At 30.9% G+C, this 19092-nt stretch carries 21 protein-coding genes; 19 read left to right on the forward strand and 2 right to left on the reverse strand.

Translation table 11 applies throughout. The annotated features are described in order from the left end of the window. Positions 1-4: 4 nt before the first annotated feature. The 19 genes from GQ40_RS08135 to GQ40_RS08225 all read left to right on the forward strand — a co-directional run bounded on the left by GQ40_RS08135 (position 5) and on the right by GQ40_RS08225 (position 14943). Positions 5-769 carry a hypothetical protein gene (locus GQ40_RS08135; protein WP_047547381.1) on the forward strand — a complete coding sequence of 255 codons (765 nt, stop codon included), beginning with the start codon at positions 5-7 and terminating at the stop codon, positions 767-769. 179 nt (positions 770-948) lie between these two features. After that, on the forward strand, positions 949-1389 hold the full coding sequence (locus tag GQ40_RS08140) for an RDD family protein (RefSeq protein WP_231565558.1): 441 nt from the start codon (positions 949-951) through the stop codon (positions 1387-1389). A 188-nt stretch (positions 1390-1577) separates the two neighbouring features. Next, a complete protein-coding gene (locus GQ40_RS08145) occupies positions 1578-1967 on the forward strand; it encodes a hypothetical protein (protein WP_156115550.1) in 390 nt (129 codons plus the stop codon). A gap of 168 nt (positions 1968-2135) precedes the next feature. Then, a complete protein-coding gene (locus tag GQ40_RS08150) occupies positions 2136-2711 on the forward strand; it encodes a hypothetical protein (protein WP_156115551.1) in 576 nt (191 codons plus the stop codon). Between the two features lie 157 nt (positions 2712-2868). Next, on the forward strand, positions 2869-3300 hold the full coding sequence (locus GQ40_RS08155; protein ID WP_231565557.1) for a hypothetical protein: 432 nt from the start codon (positions 2869-2871) through the stop codon (positions 3298-3300). Positions 3301-3484: 184 nt separating this feature from the next. After that, positions 3485-3949 carry a hypothetical protein gene (locus GQ40_RS08160; RefSeq protein WP_047547389.1) on the forward strand — a complete coding sequence of 155 codons (465 nt, stop codon included), beginning with the start codon at positions 3485-3487 and terminating at the stop codon, positions 3947-3949. 163 nt (positions 3950-4112) lie between these two features. Then, a complete protein-coding gene (locus tag GQ40_RS08165; RefSeq protein WP_047547345.1) occupies positions 4113-4757 on the forward strand; it encodes a hypothetical protein in 645 nt (214 codons plus the stop codon). A 159-nt stretch (positions 4758-4916) separates the two neighbouring features. Further along, on the forward strand, positions 4917-5450 hold the full coding sequence (locus GQ40_RS08170; RefSeq protein WP_047547391.1) for a hypothetical protein: 534 nt from the start codon (positions 4917-4919) through the stop codon (positions 5448-5450). A gap of 29 nt (positions 5451-5479) precedes the next feature. Next, positions 5480-6031 (forward strand): hypothetical protein, encoded by a 552-nt coding sequence (locus GQ40_RS08175; protein ID WP_156115552.1) that lies wholly within the window; start codon positions 5480-5482, stop codon positions 6029-6031. Between the two features lie 145 nt (positions 6032-6176). Then, entirely contained in the window at positions 6177-6650 is a 474-nt protein-coding gene (locus GQ40_RS08180) for a hypothetical protein (protein WP_047547395.1), read from the forward strand. 160 nt (positions 6651-6810) lie between these two features. Then, positions 6811-7605, forward strand: coding sequence for a hypothetical protein (locus GQ40_RS08185; protein WP_047551716.1), 795 nt, complete (start codon positions 6811-6813; stop codon positions 7603-7605). A 153-nt stretch (positions 7606-7758) separates the two neighbouring features. Further along, positions 7759-8193, forward strand: a complete 435-nt coding sequence (locus tag GQ40_RS08190) for a hypothetical protein (RefSeq protein ID WP_047547397.1) — start codon at positions 7759-7761, stop codon at positions 8191-8193. Positions 8194-8422: 229 nt separating this feature from the next. Continuing rightward, the gene (locus GQ40_RS08195; protein ID WP_156115553.1) at positions 8423-8947 is read left to right on the forward strand and encodes a hypothetical protein; all 525 of its coding nucleotides are present in this window, start codon (positions 8423-8425) and stop codon (positions 8945-8947) included. 235 nt (positions 8948-9182) lie between these two features. Beyond that, entirely contained in the window at positions 9183-10040 is an 858-nt protein-coding gene (locus GQ40_RS08200) for a hypothetical protein (protein ID WP_047547401.1), read from the forward strand. Between the two features lie 165 nt (positions 10041-10205). After that, positions 10206-11003 carry an SseB family protein gene (locus tag GQ40_RS08205; protein WP_047547402.1) on the forward strand — a complete coding sequence of 266 codons (798 nt, stop codon included), beginning with the start codon at positions 10206-10208 and terminating at the stop codon, positions 11001-11003. Between the two features lie 208 nt (positions 11004-11211). Then, entirely contained in the window at positions 11212-11634 is a 423-nt protein-coding gene (locus GQ40_RS17125) for a c-type cytochrome (RefSeq protein WP_052184196.1), read from the forward strand. Positions 11635-12375: 741 nt separating this feature from the next. Continuing rightward, positions 12376-13758 (forward strand): tyrosine-type recombinase/integrase, encoded by a 1383-nt coding sequence (locus tag GQ40_RS08215; protein WP_052184197.1) that lies wholly within the window; start codon positions 12376-12378, stop codon positions 13756-13758. Then, complete coding sequence (locus GQ40_RS08220; RefSeq protein WP_047547404.1) at positions 13751-14425, forward strand: hypothetical protein; 675 nt, start codon at positions 13751-13753, stop codon at positions 14423-14425. The genes GQ40_RS08215 and GQ40_RS08220 overlap by 8 nt, the downstream gene beginning before the upstream one ends. An 86-nt stretch (positions 14426-14511) precedes the next feature. Then, entirely contained in the window at positions 14512-14943 is a 432-nt protein-coding gene (locus GQ40_RS08225; RefSeq protein WP_047547406.1) for a hypothetical protein, read from the forward strand. A gap of 328 nt (positions 14944-15271) precedes the next feature. Here the strand turns inward: GQ40_RS08225 and drt3b are convergent, their stop codons facing one another. Continuing rightward, the gene (gene drt3b, locus GQ40_RS08230) at positions 15272-17431 is read right to left on the reverse strand and encodes an antiviral reverse transcriptase Drt3b (RefSeq protein ID WP_047547408.1); all 2160 of its coding nucleotides are present in this window, start codon (positions 17429-17431) and stop codon (positions 15272-15274) included. Continuing rightward, the gene (drt3a, locus tag GQ40_RS08235; protein WP_047547410.1) at positions 17431-18912 is read right to left on the reverse strand and encodes an antiviral reverse transcriptase Drt3a; all 1482 of its coding nucleotides are present in this window, start codon (positions 18910-18912) and stop codon (positions 17431-17433) included. Before drt3a ends, drt3b begins: the two co-directional genes overlap by 1 nt. Positions 18913-19092: the final 180 nt, after the last annotated feature.

The raw sequence follows: 19092 nt of genomic DNA on the forward strand, positions 1-19092 counted from the left end.
AAAAATGAGAAATCGAATTTTAACAATATTATTTTTAGCTATAAATCTGACTTTATTTGGACAAGATTCAAAAGACTGTTATGAAATAAAGTATCTTGACTTTTTTGGTTTAGACGAAATGGAAATTATAAAATGGCCAGAATCTGAACTTGACGGACTATCGAAAATGGATTTTGACAAAGACAGAGGTCAATCTGAAATTAAAACTAACTTCATTATTCCAATGATTGTATATCAATTAAAGGAATATCATCCGAATTGTAATAAAGAAATTGATACGAGTTATTTTAATAAAATTTCAGAAATCTATCTGAAAATTAGAGAAATTGACTCGACCGAATTTCAACAAAAATCAATCTCTGAAAAAATTGACTTCATAAGAACTGACTTCTATTCTCAAGTAGAAAGCGTAGATTATTTGCCGAAAATGACAGCAACTTTCGATGATGGACCTTTTTATGGAGTCGACTATAATGTGGAATCGGAATTAAAGCCAACTAAAATGCAGGAAACTGAATTTGGAACTTTAACTGTTTCAAAAGCTGATGATAAAACAATACTTGCGAGTAAAGACAAAAACGGAAATATAATTTGGCAAAAGTCAATTACAGGATTGTCGGACAGAAATTTAACCGAATTACATTTCACCGAAAATCCAATGGAATATAATTCTGTTGCAACTGTTGCTCATATGTATTCTGAAGGAGAAAGATTTACACTATATTTAAAAAACGATGGAAGTTTTATGTATTACTTTCATTCGTGGTAAAGAAAATAAAAAACGTTGCACAACAATGGCTATAAGTAATTGCTTGTTCTCGCCACTTCTGAAAATCCTCACGGATTTTCAGTTTGGTGTGTACTTGCAAAGTTTTGTGCTAAACCACGCAACTACTCATAGCCGAGACCGTTACCATACATTTAAGTAAACCCATAAAGCAAACAAACTTGCATTCTAAAATTAAAACTAAACCTAATACAATTCTACGATTTATTGCTGGCTTAATTGATTATGGAATAATATTCTTCGGAACCTTATTTTTAATTTATTTTCTTGGAGATCGAACAGACGATGGCGGATTGGCATTAAGTGGAACATTTAGTTATTTGCCAATTTTACTATGGTTGTTTATGACTGTTGCGCTTGAAATTGGATTCGGAGCAACACTCGGAAATTCATTAGTTGGACTAAAACCGATTCCTAAAAACGGAATAAAAAGAAAACTGACTTTTGGCGAATCTTTTAAAAGACATTTGCTTGACCCTATTGATATGTTCTTTTTTGGGTTGGTTGGAATTATAACAATTAAGAATACTGATTTAAATCAAAGAGTTGGTGATTTATGGGCAAAAACTATTGTTGTACCAATTAAATCCCTGAAGAATTAATATCTGGATAATAAAAAGCAGAATAAAAACGTATGGTAACACCGTGTATAATTAATTGCTTTGGCAAGTGCTTATTTGGAAAATTCCTTCGGAATTTTCTCGCGTTCGTTTTTGTTTACTAAATTAGTTGCTTAACCACGCAACTAACCATACACAAAACCGTTGTGTGCAATATGAAAACAAAACTTATGAAAAGAATAATCTCACTATCGATTTTAATTCTGGTTTACGGACTTTCTTACTCGCAAGAAAATTGTGATAAATTTAAAATAGGTGAATTTCAGAATATTGAAAACGGAATTTTAAAAGCTAAAATTCAAAGGAATGACTCTATCCAAACTGAAGAATATGGAGAAAAGAAAATAACGCTGAAAATAATCTGGATTGATGGTTGTAGTTATCGACTGAAATTTTTGGACGGAAATGAAGCGTTTTGGAAATCGAGACCAAAAGACAAACCGACACCTGATTTGATTGTAAAAATCACAAATGTTAATGGAAACAAGTATACGCAAGAATCAAAATTTGACATTGATAATGACTTTGCCTATAAAAGTGAAATAACGAAAATTGAATAAAATACTGCACACAACAATGTATAACCGCAATTACGGCGGATTCGACTACGTCCGAATCCACTCGGAATTGCTAAAGCCAGTGTTCAACCGAAAAAACAGCAACTTTAAACCCGTAACTGACGGTTATACGAGACCGTTAGCAACAAGCTGAAAAAACAACTCTGAAATTTGAAATTATTAATCGCATTATCAATCATTCTGACCTTTTTCTCTTGTAATGACAAACGGAATGAATTGGAATCTGGATACCAAAAATGCATAAATGACAAAACTTTTGATAGAGGAATCCTTTACCCAGTGGAAACGTCGGAATCTGACATAGCGAGTTCAGTAAGTGTATTTGATTCAATTAAAAAATTTGAACATCATTTAAATAAAACAGGACACTTATCTGAATTAAATAAAAATGGATATTTAGCATTAATCACTGAAATTGACCAAGCTGAATTTCTTGAAAAAGAGTTTGAGGAATTTAAATCAAGTCATTATTTCATAGAGAATAATCTGATGACCGCATTGTTTTTTGAAGAATTATTTTATGATTGTGTTATGAGTTCCTTCAAGAACCAAATACATTATGACTTTATTTTAGAAACAAAGGACAAGGTTCAACTAAATTCCTATCCGAACAAAAAAATATTGACCGAATTAATAGGTAAAGTAGATTTTAAAAGTGAAACGCAAAGATTAATTGTTACTTATCTAATTTATTCTAACTTATATTGGAAATATGAAATGGAATAAAAGCCAGTTGCTAACACCGTGTATAATTAATTGCTTTGGCTAGTGCTCATCTGGAAAATTCCTTCGGAATTTTCTCTGGCAAGTTTTTGTTTACTAAATTAGTTGCTTAACCACGCAACTAACCATACACCAAACGTTGTGCAACATTTGACCAAAAATGTTCAATAATAGAACAAATTCTAAAAAAACGACCTCAATTATGATAGTTGAAATTGCAAAATGGGTTGTGATACTTTTCGGAATTTTTATAATTTTCATTGGGTTTGTAATGCTTATTAATCCAATAAAAGCGAGAAATACATTGAGAAAAGCTGGTAGTACAAATTTCATCAATTACGCAGAAATAACACTTCGATTGATTCCAGCAATAGCTTTGATATTATGTTCGGAATTTTCTAAATTCCCTATTGCGTTTAAAGTTTTTGGATGGATAATGCTCATAACATCTCTCATACTTTATATTGTCCCGAGAAAAATACATCACAAATTTTCAATGAAAAGTGCAGATATTCTTAAACCAATTTATTTCCAATTTATCTCGCCTTTTGCATTTTTATTTGGCGGATTATTAATTTATAACGTAACTTGAATTTGAATTCTGAAAAACTGAACGTAAAAAACGTTGCACAACACCGTATATAAACTATGGCTTGGTCAGTCCTCACTTGGAAAATCCTGCGGATTTTCCAAAGCCAGTTTTTATTAGGAAAGATCTGTGCCGAAACACGCCACAGCTCATATACCAAACGTTGTAGCACATTAAACAAAATAAAATGTTCAAAACAATTTTTTTATTCTTTTTAGGACTTTTAAGTTCGTGCGGCACGACTCAGCACAATGGAAAAGCACAATCTACAGGATCAGAAAGTGAAGCAGTTGGTGATTATAAAACAGGAATTTTTGAGGATTGCGGTCCTGGAGGAATTGAAAAAATTGAATACAAATATCGGATCGGAACTTGGAGTTTCTATTATCCAAATGGAGAATTAAAAGCTAAGGGATCTTTTGTTCCTGTAAAGACGACCATTTCCACCAGATGTGATGAAAATGAAGAAATAGACTTTAGCATTCCTCGTAACGATTGGGAGTTTTTTGATTCTACTGGTGGAAAATTAGAATCTTTATTCGGCTTTGAGGACAATCTTAATTGCGTTAAACAGGAAAGAGACGAACATTTAGGACTTTGGTATTGTTATAACCAAGAAGAAAATTTTGTCAGCCAGAGAGTAACATATTAAACGTGCTACAACATTGTATAACCGCAATTACGGCGGATTCGGATACGTCCGAATCCACTCGGAATTGCTAAAGTCTGTGCCAAACCGAAAATTAACGCATACCAACCCGTAACTGACGGTTATACGTTACCGTTGCCCACAATTTGAGAAAAATCGTAAATCAATGAAAATAAGTCTATTAATTGGAATTCTTTTTGGCTCAACTTTATTTGCGTGCGGAAACAAAAATGATGACAGATTTGTTTTCTTCCTTCACAATCGATTTTTAGAAGAACACGAACTGAATGAGTTGCATCCCGAATTTGGGCGGACTGAATATAACGAAATTATTGCTGAATTTAAAAAAGGAGGACTTAAAGTAATATCCGAAAAACGGAATGGAAATGTTAACGCAAGAGAATACGCAATCGGAATCGTAACCCAAATTGACAGTTTAATAAAGAACGAAATAGAACCGAGAAAAATAACTGTGGTTGGAACTTCAAAAGGCGGATATATTGCTCAATACGTTTCGACTTTAGCAAATAATCAAGATTTGAATTTTGTATTTATTGCAAGTTTTAGGAATAGTGATATTCAAAATATACCTGAAATCAATTTTTGCGGAAATATTTTAACGATTTACGAAAAGTCCGACCCATTTGGAGTTTCTTCATTGGAACGAAAGAAAATCTCGAATTGCGAAATAAAACACTTTAAAGAAATCGAACTGAATACAGGAATGGGACACGGATTTTTATTTAAACCATTAAATGAATGGATTGAACCGACAATAAAGTGGGCGAATGGAAATTACAACGTGGAATAAAAACTGTGGGCAACACCGTGTATAATTAATTGCTTGGTTCTAGCCTACTTGCGAAAATTCCTGCGGAATATTCACGGGTTCGTAAATGTTTACTAACTTAGTTGCTTAACCACGCAACTAACCATACACAATCACGTTACCACACATTTGGCAAAACCGATGAGAAAAGGAATTTTAATAACAATAATTGGCATTATAATTATCGGAATTGGATATTTTGGATTTCAAATGTTTGACTTTGCAAAAGGAGTAAAAGAAGATGTTAGACAAAATGCTAATCAGAATTTGATTCTGGTTGCTAATGACTATGAAATTGACTTAACCGATTTAGATTCTGTACGTGAAAACCTAAACGGATTTTGGATTCCTGAAAACAATATTAACGGAGAAAACATATTGTGGTTGGACTTTCATAAAGAGAAGAATTTCGCGACTTGGGAAACAATACCTTATACAGAAAAAATTAAACGAACTGAAGCACTACCAATGACTTCTTGTGGAACAATTGCTGGATTAATAAAATTAAATAGTAAAATCCAACTGGAATTTGTTGGTTTAGGAGGTTCTGACACGACCGAAATCGAATCTTTAACTAAAACAAAATTCAAATTGGACGGAATAACATATTTGAGACATAAAGGTTATGATTTTTTAAAAACTTGGAATGTTCACGGATATGAATCTGAAAAATAAAAAACGTGTGGTAACACCGTGTATAAGCTATGGCTTGTCCTCGCCCACTTGGAAAATCCTGCGGATTTTCCTCTGGCAAGTATCGGTTTGGAATTGTCCGTAACGAACCCACGCCACAGCTCATACACAAGACCGTTGGCAAACATATGAGAAAAATCAATCTACTAATATTAACATTCGTTCTTTTCGCTTCTTTACAAAGTTGTTCTCAAGGATATCCTGAAGAATTAAAAGTTGGAGTTTTTAAAACTACGACTGAATTAAATACGGTGAAATATTTATATCGGAATTTTGATTATCAATATATCTATTCGGAATCTCATCCTGGTGGAAACAAATTATCGAAAATAACGTGGAAAAAATCTGGTTATGAATTAGAAACTATAAATAAAACCAGCAAATTTGATTCCTTGACGCAAACTATAGTTCTTGACAAATATGAGAAGAATAGCTCATTTACAGAAACTACGTTTACAGACGGAATTGGATTAAAATTCACAACGAAATGGATAAGGATTGACAAGTCACCTGATAAGAAACTGATTGAAATAATGAAAGAAAACGGAATAAAACCGAAATAAATACGTTTGCCAACACCGTATATAATTTATTGCTAGTTATAGCCTACTTACGAAAATCCCCGCGGATTTTCTATTCGGTTTTTATTTTCTAAATTATGTGCTTAAACCACGCAACAAACCATATACAAAACCGTTGTAAAACATTTTGAAGAAACTCTGGAACATATTATTAATACTGATTGGAATAGGAAGTTTATTGCTTATCGCCTTTACGATTTTCGTTGCAACAGCTTTAGGAAAAAGAGGTGGTAATACAGAATATACCTCTACAGAGTATTTAATTTCCGAAAAACAGAATCCTAAATCCGAATTAATTTTAACGGACACTATTCCTCAAAGAAAAATGGATTATGAATTATATTTTTCGGAATTTGGTGGGCGAATGGACAATTTGCCTGTAGAAATAAAAATAACTGGAAATAAAATAATTGTATATAATAACGAAAAAAATCCTCTGACAGGTGGAAAAATATTAATTGAGGGAATTTTATTAAAACACAAAACTGGAAAGTGGATTATCGGAGAAACTGAAAATGACCAAAATGCGGAGGAAATTGGAGGATGTTCTGGGGGACCGACACCAATCGATTTTGAAACGAAAATAATAGAATGGTGTTAGAAAAAAACGTTTTACAACACCGTATATAAGCTATGGCTTGGTCAGTCCACACTTGGAAAATCCTCCGGATTTTCCAAAGTCAGTTTTTATCAGGAAAGGTCTGTGCCGAGACACGCCACAGCCCATATACATCAACGTTACCCATAAGCTGAACCAACCATTGAAAATACTACTTCACATAATAATTATTGTTTTTTTGACTGTTGTAACTCAAATTGGTGGAATAATATATTTGATTGCAATTTTGCTGGTTAAGAAAAGTGCGGAAAAGAAACGATTGAAACGCATTGGAATTTTCGCAGTTCTATATTTGCTTACAACATTTTTAATCGTTCCAAATGTCGCACCGATTTTCGGGCGTGAAAAAATAAAAGAATCGGAATTTTTAAAAGCTCATTCTTTATTTTACAAACTTGCTAATAGAAACTATGTGAGACCAGAATTGAACAAAACTATCGGACAAATTGCAACCGAATTTGAAATACAGAACACAGGAATAAAAATGGTTTATCTCGATGCCAATTTTCCTTTCATAAACAAATTTCCTCTTTTGCCTCATTTGAGCCACAACGATGGAAAAAAAATTGACGTTTCTCTGATTTACGAAAATGATAACGGACAATTGACAAATAAAAAGCCATCAATTAGTGGATATGGAGTTTATGAAATGCCAACGGAAAAAGAATATGACCAAGCCGAAGTTTGTAAGGTTAAAGGAAATTGGCAATATGATTTTCCGAAATATCTGACTTTAGGCACCATCAATAAAGACATTGAGTTTTCCGAAAAAGGAACTCGACAATTGGCAAAACTGATTTTAAAAGAAGATAATATTGGTAAATTATTCATCGAACCGCATTTAAAAACCCGACTGAATTTGAACAACGGAAAAGTACGGTTTCACGGATGTCAAGCAGTAAGACACGATGACCACATACATTTCCAACTGAAATAAAAGAAAAAGCCTATGGGTAACAACGTGTATAATTAATTGCTATGGCAAGTGCTTATCTGGAAAATTCCTTCGGAATTTTCTATGGCAAGTATTTGTTTACTAAATTAGTTGCTGAACCACGCAACTAACCATACACAAAACGTTGTGCATAATATGAAAAACCAAGCTTTGAGAACAATATTACTAATCGGAATTCTACTTTTTACTTACTCTTGCGGAGTAAATAAAAATGTGAAATCTAACTCAAATTCTGAATTACCAAAAGAACTTTTCCAACGTTGGAAATTGGATTACGGAATGGTAAACGGAGAAAAAATAAGCGGACTTCCAAAATCACCAAGTAATGACTACGAATTCAAACAGAATGGAGAATATCTTCTTTTCAACGAGGATGAAACTTATATGACTGGAACGTGGGAATATAATAGCGATGAAAAAATCATTTACACGAAACGTGACAATGGAGAAATAAATGGAAAAATAGCGGATTTAAAAGCGGAAAGCATAACTCTTATTCCAGCTGGAAAAGCTGTTGAGGGAACGCCTTTTGAAAACTTCCGATTTTATTACACACCGAAAACTGAATAAAATACTATGCACAACACCGTATAAAAAAAATTGCTAGTTTTAGCTAAACCAAAGTTAGTTGCTCGTTTGCTAGCTTCTGATTTTCCTTCGGAAAATCCTCGCACACAAACACGCAACTTTCCTTATACATAAACGTTGTGCGTAAGCTGAAAAAATGAATCGACTAACATTCATAATACTGATTTTCGGACTTTTAAGTTGTAATAATGGAAATCAAAAAAAAGATAAAATGGAATCACAAATTGCGGATTTAGAAACTCTAGCATTTGAGGGAATAAGTATAGATTTTCAATTTAATGCGGACAAACCGACTTTCGGAGATTTGTTTTTAATTGTTGGTTTTGAAAACCCTAATTTTATTCCGAACAGTAGAGAATTTGAAAAACTTGCTGAATTAGGATTTGAACAAACTGATGACTATTTCGCAATCAAAAACGAAACGGAAAATGGAGATGATGTAAAACTTTGGTTATTTCCAATAATAAATGGAGAAGAAGTTTATCACAATGACGGACCTTTTGATGCGATTAGAGTTTCGTATGTTATACTTAGAAATGACGAAAAAACGGCTGAACTTTATGAAAACACATTTAATTCAATAAAATCAAACTTAGATGTTACACCAAAGTTTGACGGAAAACGAATTGACAATTTTGGAGAAATAAAGAAAATAATAAACAAAACCGTTCAATACTGTAGAGAAGAATTAAAAGTAGAACCTGATTCTGATAAAGCTTTGCAACTAGATTGGTAATAAAGCCAGCGCACAACAACGTATAAAAACAATAGGGCAATTGTAGCAAAACCGAATGGTTCGGGCGCATTTGCGATGTCGCCAAATTTTTAAATTTGGCTTATTGACAAAAAAAAATAATAAGAATAATTTAAAAATTCGGCTTGTGTTCAACCGAATGGTAACAGCATATTTTCCGCCCTACTGTTCTTATACACAAACGTTGTACACAATACCCACTCAAACCCGAAACTGAATGTTAGAAGGAGAATATATTAAAAACAATACACGATTTTGCAAACCCCCAAGGTTTAATGAAAATCATCTTATTGAAAGAAATATAATTTTTATTTATTCTGACACAATAAAAGAAGATGTAATTAATCTATTGAACGAAGATGGAATTAATACCATTCGATTAACTACTCATAATTACAAACTTGACAATATTGATTTTTTAAAAAATTATGATTTGAGTTTTATTGAATCTATTGATATATTGAGTGATTCAATCAAAAACATAGACGGTATTTATAGTTTGAAAAACTTAAAAGCCATAAGTTCTAAAAACTCTAATATTGATTATACTCAATTTGAAAATCTAAAATCTGTTGGAATAAATATAGTTGACAAATATATAATCGACAAATTATCGATGACAACAAATTTAGAAAGATTAAGTCTTATGAATAAATATAGTGAAACGGACTTAAACAAAATTTCTGGAAACAAAAAAATGAAACAACTTACAATCAGAGGAAGTAAATTAACATCTCTGAAGGGATTAGAGAGTTTCCCTGAATTAGAGAGTTTGGAGTTATTTCATAACAGGAGTTTATTAAGTCTTGAAGGAATAACAGAAAACCATATTAAACTTAAAAAAATCTATATCTATATAGCACCAAAATTGTTTAAAGTCAACGAGTATTTGATTAAACTAACGAGGTTGAAATACTTACAATTAGAGGCTAAAGAAATCGATTCGTTCAAATTCCTTAATTCACTTAACGAGCTTGAACTTGTTGGAATACATAATTTACTGAATAACAGTGAAGATGGAGACAAAGAACCACTTTTGAAAGCTTTAAAGCGAACCAATGGACAAATATGGTAACGAAAAAGTACTGTGTACAACACCGTGTAAAAAACATTGCTTATTTTAGTTCAATCGTTTGGGCATTGCGTGTTTGCCAGCTTCCGATTTTCCTGCGGAAAATCCTCGCAAGCAAGCACGCAACGTCCTTTACACATTAACGTTGTAACACATTTCAAAAAAACTATGGGAATATTTGATAAGCTTTTTGGTTCTAAAAAAACCGATTCCAAAATTGAGGTTAAAATACCAAATAATGACAAATTAATTAGTCTTTTAGAAAGCTATGGAAAGAACCAAAGTAAAGAAAATTATCAAAAAGCTTTTAATGAAATAGTTGACGGGAATTCTTTCTTAATCCTTCCTTCCATTAATGATGGAAATGACAAAAACGAATGGAAAACACTCAAAAAAGATTCGACATTAAAATTAACTTCTGTTTTTAATCAAGATGGCTTAAAAGTTTTGGGAGCTTTTACAACACCAGAAAAACTTTTGGAATGGTCAAAGAAAGAAACTGAATACACAGCGATGAACGCAAAAGATGCGATTGATTTTTGCCAAACTCACGGAATTGACCGAATTGTAATCGATTCAGATTCATCAACAATGTTCATTTTAGAGAGAAATAAGGAAAATGTAAAAACTGAAACAATTCAAGAAGAAACAGAAGTACAAGTTGGAACGCCAATGAAACCGATTTCTGCAAAAAATCTGATAAAGTTCCAGCAGAATTTCGCAAAAGTTGATGTGATTAAAGAAGTTTATCAATATGCAATGGTTCGAAATAACGAGAGTATTTTAGTACTTGGATATGTACTTGACACATATACAGATAATTCGAGAACTGCTTGTATTCATACTATACAGAATTCTATGGATGGAGAAACTTTAGAATTACCATTAGAAATGTTTATGTTGGAAGATGAAAGTTGGCTTCAAACCGTAAAAGGAATTGAGAATTCATTAATATACAGTCGATAAAAAACGTGTTACAACAACGTATATATCTCATAGCTAGTTAGTTGATTAATCAAAGTTAAGGCTTATTTGCAAGTCCGCCAAATTTTTTAATTTGGCTTATTGAGTAAAAAAGATAATAAGAAAATTAAAAAATTCGGCTCGTGCTTCATCTGAAAATAATTTCATAATTTGCACGCTACGAGCCATATACAGAGACGTTGCCCACAATATGAAAAAAGCTCTTTTGATATTAATAATTGGAATTCTAAATTGGAATTGCAACTCTGATAAAAAAAGTTACGAACCGAATTTAGCAATGATAAATCAAAAATCGGAACAAGACAATTCATTCGAAAAAGGGAAAACCTTATTCAAAGAGAATTGTGTTGCTTGCCATTATATCGGAATGAACAAAATAGCGACCGCACCAGCATTAGGCGGAATAACAGAAAGGCGTAATAAAGAATGGCTTTATAACTATACAAGAAACTCAAGTGAAATGTATAAAAATGGCGATAGCATTGCGATTGAATTAAGAAATCAAGGTTGGGCGTTAATGTTTTCGTTTCCGAATTTGACTGACAAAAACTTGGATGACATATATCACTTTGTGGAAAAGCAATACGAATTGACTAAAAAACGGAATAAATAAATACTGTAGGCAACAACGGCTATAATTCATTGCGGCTGAATTCCTAATCGGAATTCACCACAATTTTGCTATCTTTCGGCTACGGCGGAAAGAATCCTGCGGATTTTTCCGCAACGAAATCATAGCCAAAACCGCTCATAACGCTAGCTTCTAACACCTTCTCGCGGAGCGATTTTTTTTTAGAATTTTAACTCAGATAATTTTGAAAAATACCAGTTCCCAAAAAAAATTCTTATTGACGACGTTCAGCTTTCAATTCCCACCTACCTATTGTAAAAACTCTCGATTTCAAAAACACTATGTCTCCAAATCACCAACAGCCGAAGCTGTCAATCTTTATATGCTATAATTTCGAATATATTTTCGTTAAAAATTATTCTAATTTATAGCAACGGCATTTTATACCTCTAGTTTCAATTTACAATTTGCAAAAAAAAGTATTAAGAGTTTTAATCAAAACTTCAAAGTATATGATTAACATAATTACTAAGATTAATCAAATTTTCCAGAATCAATTAATTTATCTATATTCCCAATGAAATTAATTAATAATTGAAAGTTTAAACTACATACGATTCTGCATACGTTTTTCTGTATTATGAGCTAGAAACCCCAGTAAATACGTTAAGATATTTACACCTATGAGTTCATAACCCGGAGGTCACGAGTTCAATTCTCGTTCTCGCTACAGTCTTAATCGGTTTCAAACAAAAGGTTTAGTTCACTCTAAACCTTTTTTTTATGATTACATTAAATGACTTTATTACCTTTGAACACGATTTGGAACACGATTCAGAACACGATTTGGCACACAAAAAAGATTTTTCCGTACCTAAGATATATAGCGCCAATGGCGATCTATCTAAGAGATGGTATGTGCGTTTCTCTTTTAGAAATCCAGATACTGGCAAACTTGAAAGACAAAACAACATTTATGGCAATGCCAATAACTATACAAATAAGGAAGATAGGTTGGCATTGTTATCACGCTACCGTAGAAGACTTTTAAAACTACTTAAGGCAGGTTACAACCCGAACATAGATAATACCGAGTTTCATAAATCTCAGTTGCTTAAAACCGATCTAAAAAATTCTTTAGCTGAAAAAGCCGAAAAGTCATTTGTACCGCAAATTGAATATCCAAAAGCCACAGCTAACCTCAAACCTTCTGAAACTATCTCTAAAACCGAATTAAAAGAAGATACACCAGAGGATTTAGGAATGCCAATTAGAGAAGCACTTGATTTTAGTTTAAAAATCAAGGAAAAACAAATTGGTGCTCGATCGCATAAAGATTATGAATACACGAGTAACGCTTTAGTTAAATGGCTCGAAGAAAACAGACCTAAACTCAAATCTATTGAGCAGATCAACAAAAAAGCTGCACTGGATTTTCTAAACTCTGTATTGTTGAGATCTAGTTCTAGAAACAGAAATAATATCAGACTTCACTTGAGTAGCCTTTTTCAAACACTAGAGGATAATGAGATAATTAGTTCCAATCCCATTAAAAAGATTCCTGCATTGCGAAGTATTCCCAAACGTAATAAATCCTATACCACCGAAGAACATAAAAAGATCTTTGATTATTTAAAAGGTGAAGACCCTATACTACTACTCTATATTAAATTTATCAGTTATAATTTATTGAGACCAGTGGAAGTTTGCAGATTGAGGGTAAGGGATGTTAATGTAAAGGACAAAACACTGCAATTTAAAGCTAAGAATAGTCCGTTAAAGACTAAACTAATTCCGCAGATCATATTAGAAGAATTACCCGATTTAAGTAAATTAAATCCAGATGCTTTTCTATTCACTCCTATAAAAATTGGCGGTGAATGGGATACTGCGGATGTAAATAAGAGTAATTATTTCTCTAAGCGTTTTAAGAATGTTGTAAAGGATCATTTTAATCTAGATAAAGATCAAACCCTTTATAGTTTTAGACATACATTCATTACGATTTTATACCAATCTCTTGTCAAAAACTCATCTCCTCATGCAGCTAAAAGTGAGTTGATGGGGATTACTGGACATTCTACCATGGATGCTCTAGAAAAGTATTTGAGAGATATTGATGCTGTTTTACCAAAGGACTATTCTAAACATTTGAATAATGATTGATACTACGGATATTCTAAACGCCAACATCATCCAGAAATATTTATTTTATATACCTAGTTCTGTACATTCAAAAGTTGAAAATTCAGTATTAAAAGGTTTTATACCCAAAGAGGGCTATGATGATATTGTATATTACAAGGAAAAAGGAAATGCGATTTCAAATGATCTGGAAAGCATAATTATACCTGAAATCCTTACCAAGGAAAGAATTTTAAAAAAGAACTTGGTGCTCTTATTGGATACCAAATCAAAAATTAGTCCTGCTGTATTTGACATGATATTGGAAGATTACATAAAATACATCAACGGTCACCAATACATTACCACTTGGATGCATGAAAATATTAGATCTGTTTTCCCAGATGTAAACGACATAATTATAAATGCTTTTAAAATTCAGGCAGATTATTTCACTCAACACTGCTTAAAAGTGAAACATCAATTTCGAATTGAGAAACCAGAACCAACAATTACTGATACTGATATTTTTAAAACGTTAAAATCTCAGTTTTCAAAATCTATAGAAACAACTAATCCTATCGTTTTTGAAAAGCATAAAAAATCAAAAAAGATAAAAACTATCGCTGAAAGGAAGAGAAAAAAATCTTTTACTGATAAAGAGATTGATGAATTTTTGTTGGAGACTGTATTTAGTGTTAAGCTGTAATTTTTGAGTACAATTGTAGTCAATAATTCGAATAATTTAGAAAAATTTACTAATTTAGCGTCAAACAAACGTTTATTATACGCTAAATGAAAGATTCTGAATTTTATATCTGTAAGTATTGTTATCAAGAATTTACTCCAAAAAGACGACGAGTACAGAAGTTTTGCAGCAATACTTGTCGTTCAAAAGCTCATCATGCGAGGAAGACAAAAAAAGTTTCAGGCTTAACCAAATCCGAAAAAATTTCAGTTCCCGATAATATCCCTGCTCCTAAAAAAGAGGGTATGTCTATGGCTGGTGTTGGAAATGCTGCTACTGGAACTTTAGCTGCACAAGCCTTAACAAAATTATTCACAAAAGAATCCAATAAACCTGCCACTAAAGGTGATCTAATTCAACTAGTGGAAAAATTGAATGGTAGATATCATTTAATAACTAATATGAATCCGAACTTTAAAGGTGAATATCCTTATTTTGATTTAGTGGATGGTATTTTGGTTTATATTAAGACTATGTAGCCTTTATTCAGGACGGGGCAGCATTATTGGCAACGTTTCTGTGTGTGTTTAGTTGCGTGGCAAAGCATAGAATTTAGCAAATACAAACCGAATAGAAAATCCGCGAGGATTTTCGTAAGTAAGCGAGAACTAGCCATTAATTATATACGGTGTTGGCAGTAGGTGTTTTGTTCAGATGTTCTAAATGTTAAAAAGGTAGCAAAATCTCCAGCTACCTTTTTGTTTTTGACCTCTTTTACCAAGGACTGTTGCCTCTGCAAGTGTGTGAAAATAATTATATCTAACATAAATGCTTGATATAACCTGGAGATTGGCATTGGCATTATTGTTAAGAGTAAACTTCTTGACTCTTTTTATTTTCTAATTCTTTCGCTAAGTTAAACCTTTCCCATTTAGTAAACCAATATTTATGATTTTTATGGAATTTAAGTAATTTTTCAGAGTCTGAAATTGTCTTTTTTATTTGTGAAAAATTTTTATCCTCACGATAATGAACTAGCAGTTTTGTTTTTATTCTTAATTCTAAATATGGACAAGCTAATAAGTCAAGTATTAAATGTGCCATTTCCGAAGATTTGCCTCTTTTTTCATTTGGGTATTCTCTTATGTAATTGAAAGTATATGCTATTAAAGCTTCTTTTACCTTTTTATATTTTTGAGAATGTCCTATGTAATAAAACAAGACAACTATTGAAAAATAATTTAATGTATTATTATTAATTATGATTTTTTCTAAATCTTTTTCTTGTGAAACGTTTAAGAATTTTATTAATATTTCTTCTGGTAATCTATATTCTTTTCCTATATCCCTTAATAGTGTAAATAGATAAAGAGATTCTACTTGTGCATACTCATTCAGAGCATTTTTCCTTAAAATAAAACTTGACTCATCAAGTATTTTTTTGAACACACGTTCTCTGTTATTTTGACTAAGTTTAAATTTTTTAGTTGCTTTATTTTTTTCTTTAAAAAGTTGAATTATTTTTGAAAGAATTAGACTCACTTTAATTGTTGAGTTTACTCTTGGAGAAACTGAATAAATAAAGAAAATAAAATCAATTACACCTTCAATATGGGAAGTAAATAAACTTTCCGTTTTTCTAAGTTTTAGTAAATCAGATTTAGAGAATGCTTTGTCTTCATTATCTTCAAGATATTTAAAAAATATATTTTCAAAAGAAATTAAGTTCTTTTCAATTTTGCTCGAAAGAAGAGCTAAACTGTAATTCAAAACATCTTTATAATCAACTTGAGATTCTTTTATGATTATTTTGTAACGTGTTGCTAATTTATTAGGATTGAATGATAATTCAAATTTGTGGTTTAGTAAAGAAACTTCATCATCTTCATCTTTCTTGTCTATTTCCTTTTCTTCTATTTCCGTTATTTTAAATTTAGGGTTATCAGAAAATAAATCAATAATTTTGTTTTTTGCAATTGTTATCTCAGTTATAATTGGCTTGTTATATTCTTCTGTTTTAGAATTATTAATTGATAATTTATATTTTTTTAATTCGTGTTTAAGTAATTTTAAAATTTCGTCTTTTAAAACGTTATCATCGCAGAACAAGAAATAATCATCAACATAACGATACATTTCATAGTCTACTTTAAGTAAAAAATTATTTTCTTTTAACTTTTTCTCTATTGTTATATCTATTTTTTGTAAAATAATTTCAGCAAATATTCTAGAAAATTCTGGGCCTATCAAGATACCGTTGGTTTCTCCGTAATTCGCATATTGAATAAATTTATCGAATTTTCCTGTAAAGGTATTTTTAGAACTATTTACGTTTTCTTTTACAACATCTAAACCTAATACAGCCCAAGAAATTGAATGAGTATAAATACTGTCAAAGCACTTAGAAATATCAAATTTAAATAAATGATTAAATTTCTTTTCTGCTCTTTGATACCTATAATGTTCGAAGAATTGATAGATGTTAGTGTATTTGCTATAAGAAAAAAAAGTTTTTAAGTTTTCATATTCTTTCCCACTTAGTTCTAAAAAATCAGAAACGTCCCCTTTATTTGTTTGATGAAGTTTGTCATTAAAGAAAGTAAACTTAGCTACATTGTCTGGTTTTCTTATACTATAATTACTTAAAGAACAAGAGTAAATAATGGATTCTTTATATTGCTCGTAAAACTCTATCAACTCTAATTGGTTAATTGGATGAACTAATGCAAGTTCTCTAAAGTCTTTTTCTTTATGACCTATTTTATAAGTAAATGGAATTTTTCTAGTATTAGGGTCTGAAATATTTGTAGAAAATAATATTTTTAAAATTATTTTAAAAGCATCAAAGTAATCATCCTTAAAATTTGTTTTATACTTAATCGTATTATTTTTAAATTCTAATTCATTATTGACTAGAAACCGATACAAATATCTGTTTGAAAATGTAATAGGAACCTCATATGGTAGTACGTCAGAAATAATGGCTCTCTCTATGGTGTATTTTATATGTTTTTTCTTTTTGCTCATTACTTCCAAATAGATTTAATTACCTCAAACTTGTTTGTTGCTCTTTTGAATTTTTTAAAATAAAAACTTGTTTCTCTTGGGTTTAGTTTAAAAGAATAAAAGTTTTTTTCTTTATTATTAAATCCTTTTTGGAAACTATATTTCTGCATTAAGAAAAGTTTCAATTTTATTTTATCAATTCCAATTTTAGGAGGTGGATTTAAATCACGTAATGCTGTAGATAGTTTTCTGTCTAATATTTTTAAACTATTATAAGTAACCTTATTTAGTTTCAGCATTTGATTAGAGTAATAGACGCCTGCCTTTACATTTCTTTTGTTATTGTTAAGATGGAAATTTCCGGTAAGGAATTTTAATCTCGCGATTAAAATATTTCTGGCTTCTTTTTCGTTATATTTTGAATTTTGATTATAGTTTGTGACTGATTTTTTTAATCTCTCGTTATACCTTTCAATTTTATTATCTGAAATTTCTAGAAGTAATTGAAAGTTTGATTTATTATCTGTTGTTTCAGTTCTTTTTAAATTAAAACAATAGCGTAAGTAGTTAAATGATTTATTATAGTTACCTTTTTTGGGTAAATTGATTATTTCTGTTTTTGAAGATTCTCCATCACTACCATCTTTAAGAATAAGATTGTTTTTAACGCAAATTATATTTTTTATTTCGTGTAAGTAATCTCTTTTTGTTGATTCTGTTTTAGGGCAAATAATTACAATTATATCATCAACATAGCGTGCGTAATAAATTACATCTTCTAATGCTTTAATCTCATTATCTATATCTCGCATATATAATTCAGATAAATATGCGCTAATACCAATACCTCTTGGAACACCTTTTCCCAATGGTATTTTAGTTTTGTCTTTTTTATCCTCAAATTCATAGAAAAGTCTTTTTATCAATTTTTTAGAAAATGGAGAAAGTAAAGTGTTGTTCTCTATTTTTTTAAAGAGCTTATCTTGAGGTATAGACTCATAAAATGATTTTATATCAGTCTTAATAATTATTTTAGGAAATCCATCGGAAGCAATATCAAATATTTGCTTTATAATCTTATTTCTGTCTGCTTGTATTACCTTAAAAGTCTTAAATATGTTTAGTTGTAGTTGCTTTACAGCATAATATGAAGCAGGATCATTTTCAACTGTATAAACTTCTTTTGTTGAATTATATATTATTTTGAATTGAAAAGGAGTGTTTTGGCTATTAATTGTATTAGAGTAATTTTCAAAAATAGATAGCCTAATTTCTTCTTTTTCGTTATTTATTACTTCTAATCTTTCTGCAAAATCATCTAATTCTTCTTTAGAAAGTGTTTTTTGTTTCTTTAGGCTTAATTTTTCTCCAACAGTATTTTTAAACTCTTGATGTTTATTTAAATATTCTTGAGTAAAATGAGATTTATCAAAGTTTCCCTTTCTGTTTTCTTTTAAAAATAATTTATTAAAATTACTACTTGAAAAGGATTGGTCTAACATTATTTTTTCTATTTAATTTTTTTGATTTCGGAAATTGTTCTCTTCACTTACTGCCAACGTTTATGTATAAGAATAGTTGCGGGTTTGTATGCGAGGATTTTCCGAAGAAATCAGACGTTACAAACACGCAACGCCCTTTGATTGAGCACTAAACCGCAATTATTTTTATACGGTGTTAGC

The organism is Psychroserpens sp. Hel_I_66 (assembly GCF_000799465.1).
In the GTDB taxonomy this organism is placed as follows: domain Bacteria; phylum Bacteroidota; class Bacteroidia; order Flavobacteriales; family Flavobacteriaceae; genus Psychroserpens.

Bases quoted from the DNA above. Each gene is read 5' to 3' on its own strand.
- GQ40_RS08135 (WP_047547381.1), top strand. From the start codon at position 5: ATGAGAAATCGAATTTTAACAATATTATTTTTAGCTATAAATCTGACT.
- GQ40_RS08145 (WP_156115550.1), top strand. From the start codon at position 1,578: ATGAAAAGAATAATCTCACTATCGATTTTAATTCTGGTTTACGGACTT.
- GQ40_RS08155 (WP_231565557.1), top strand. From the start codon at position 2,869: ATGTTCAATAATAGAACAAATTCTAAAAAAACGACCTCAATTATGATA.
- GQ40_RS08160 (WP_047547389.1), top strand. From the start codon at position 3,485: ATGTTCAAAACAATTTTTTTATTCTTTTTAGGACTTTTAAGTTCGTGC.
- GQ40_RS08165 (WP_047547345.1), top strand. From the start codon at position 4,113: ATGAAAATAAGTCTATTAATTGGAATTCTTTTTGGCTCAACTTTATTT.
- GQ40_RS08170 (WP_047547391.1), top strand. From the start codon at position 4,917: ATGAGAAAAGGAATTTTAATAACAATAATTGGCATTATAATTATCGGA.
- GQ40_RS08175 (WP_156115552.1), top strand. From the start codon at position 5,480: ATGGCTTGTCCTCGCCCACTTGGAAAATCCTGCGGATTTTCCTCTGGC.
- GQ40_RS08190 (WP_047547397.1), top strand. From the start codon at position 7,759: ATGAAAAACCAAGCTTTGAGAACAATATTACTAATCGGAATTCTACTT.
- GQ40_RS08195 (WP_156115553.1), top strand. From the start codon at position 8,423: ATGGAATCACAAATTGCGGATTTAGAAACTCTAGCATTTGAGGGAATA.
- GQ40_RS08200 (WP_047547401.1), top strand. From the start codon at position 9,183: ATGTTAGAAGGAGAATATATTAAAAACAATACACGATTTTGCAAACCC.
- GQ40_RS08205 (WP_047547402.1), top strand. From the start codon at position 10,206: ATGGGAATATTTGATAAGCTTTTTGGTTCTAAAAAAACCGATTCCAAA.
- GQ40_RS17125 (WP_052184196.1), top strand. From the start codon at position 11,212: ATGAAAAAAGCTCTTTTGATATTAATAATTGGAATTCTAAATTGGAAT.
- GQ40_RS08215 (WP_052184197.1), top strand. From the start codon at position 12,376: ATGATTACATTAAATGACTTTATTACCTTTGAACACGATTTGGAACAC.
- GQ40_RS08220 (WP_047547404.1), top strand. From the start codon at position 13,751: ATGATTGATACTACGGATATTCTAAACGCCAACATCATCCAGAAATAT.
- GQ40_RS08225 (WP_047547406.1), top strand. From the start codon at position 14,512: ATGAAAGATTCTGAATTTTATATCTGTAAGTATTGTTATCAAGAATTT.
- drt3b (WP_047547408.1), bottom strand. From the start codon at position 17,431: ATGAGCAAAAAGAAAAAACATATAAAATACACCATAGAGAGAGCCATT.
- drt3a (WP_047547410.1), bottom strand. From the start codon at position 18,912: ATGTTAGACCAATCCTTTTCAAGTAGTAATTTTAATAAATTATTTTTA.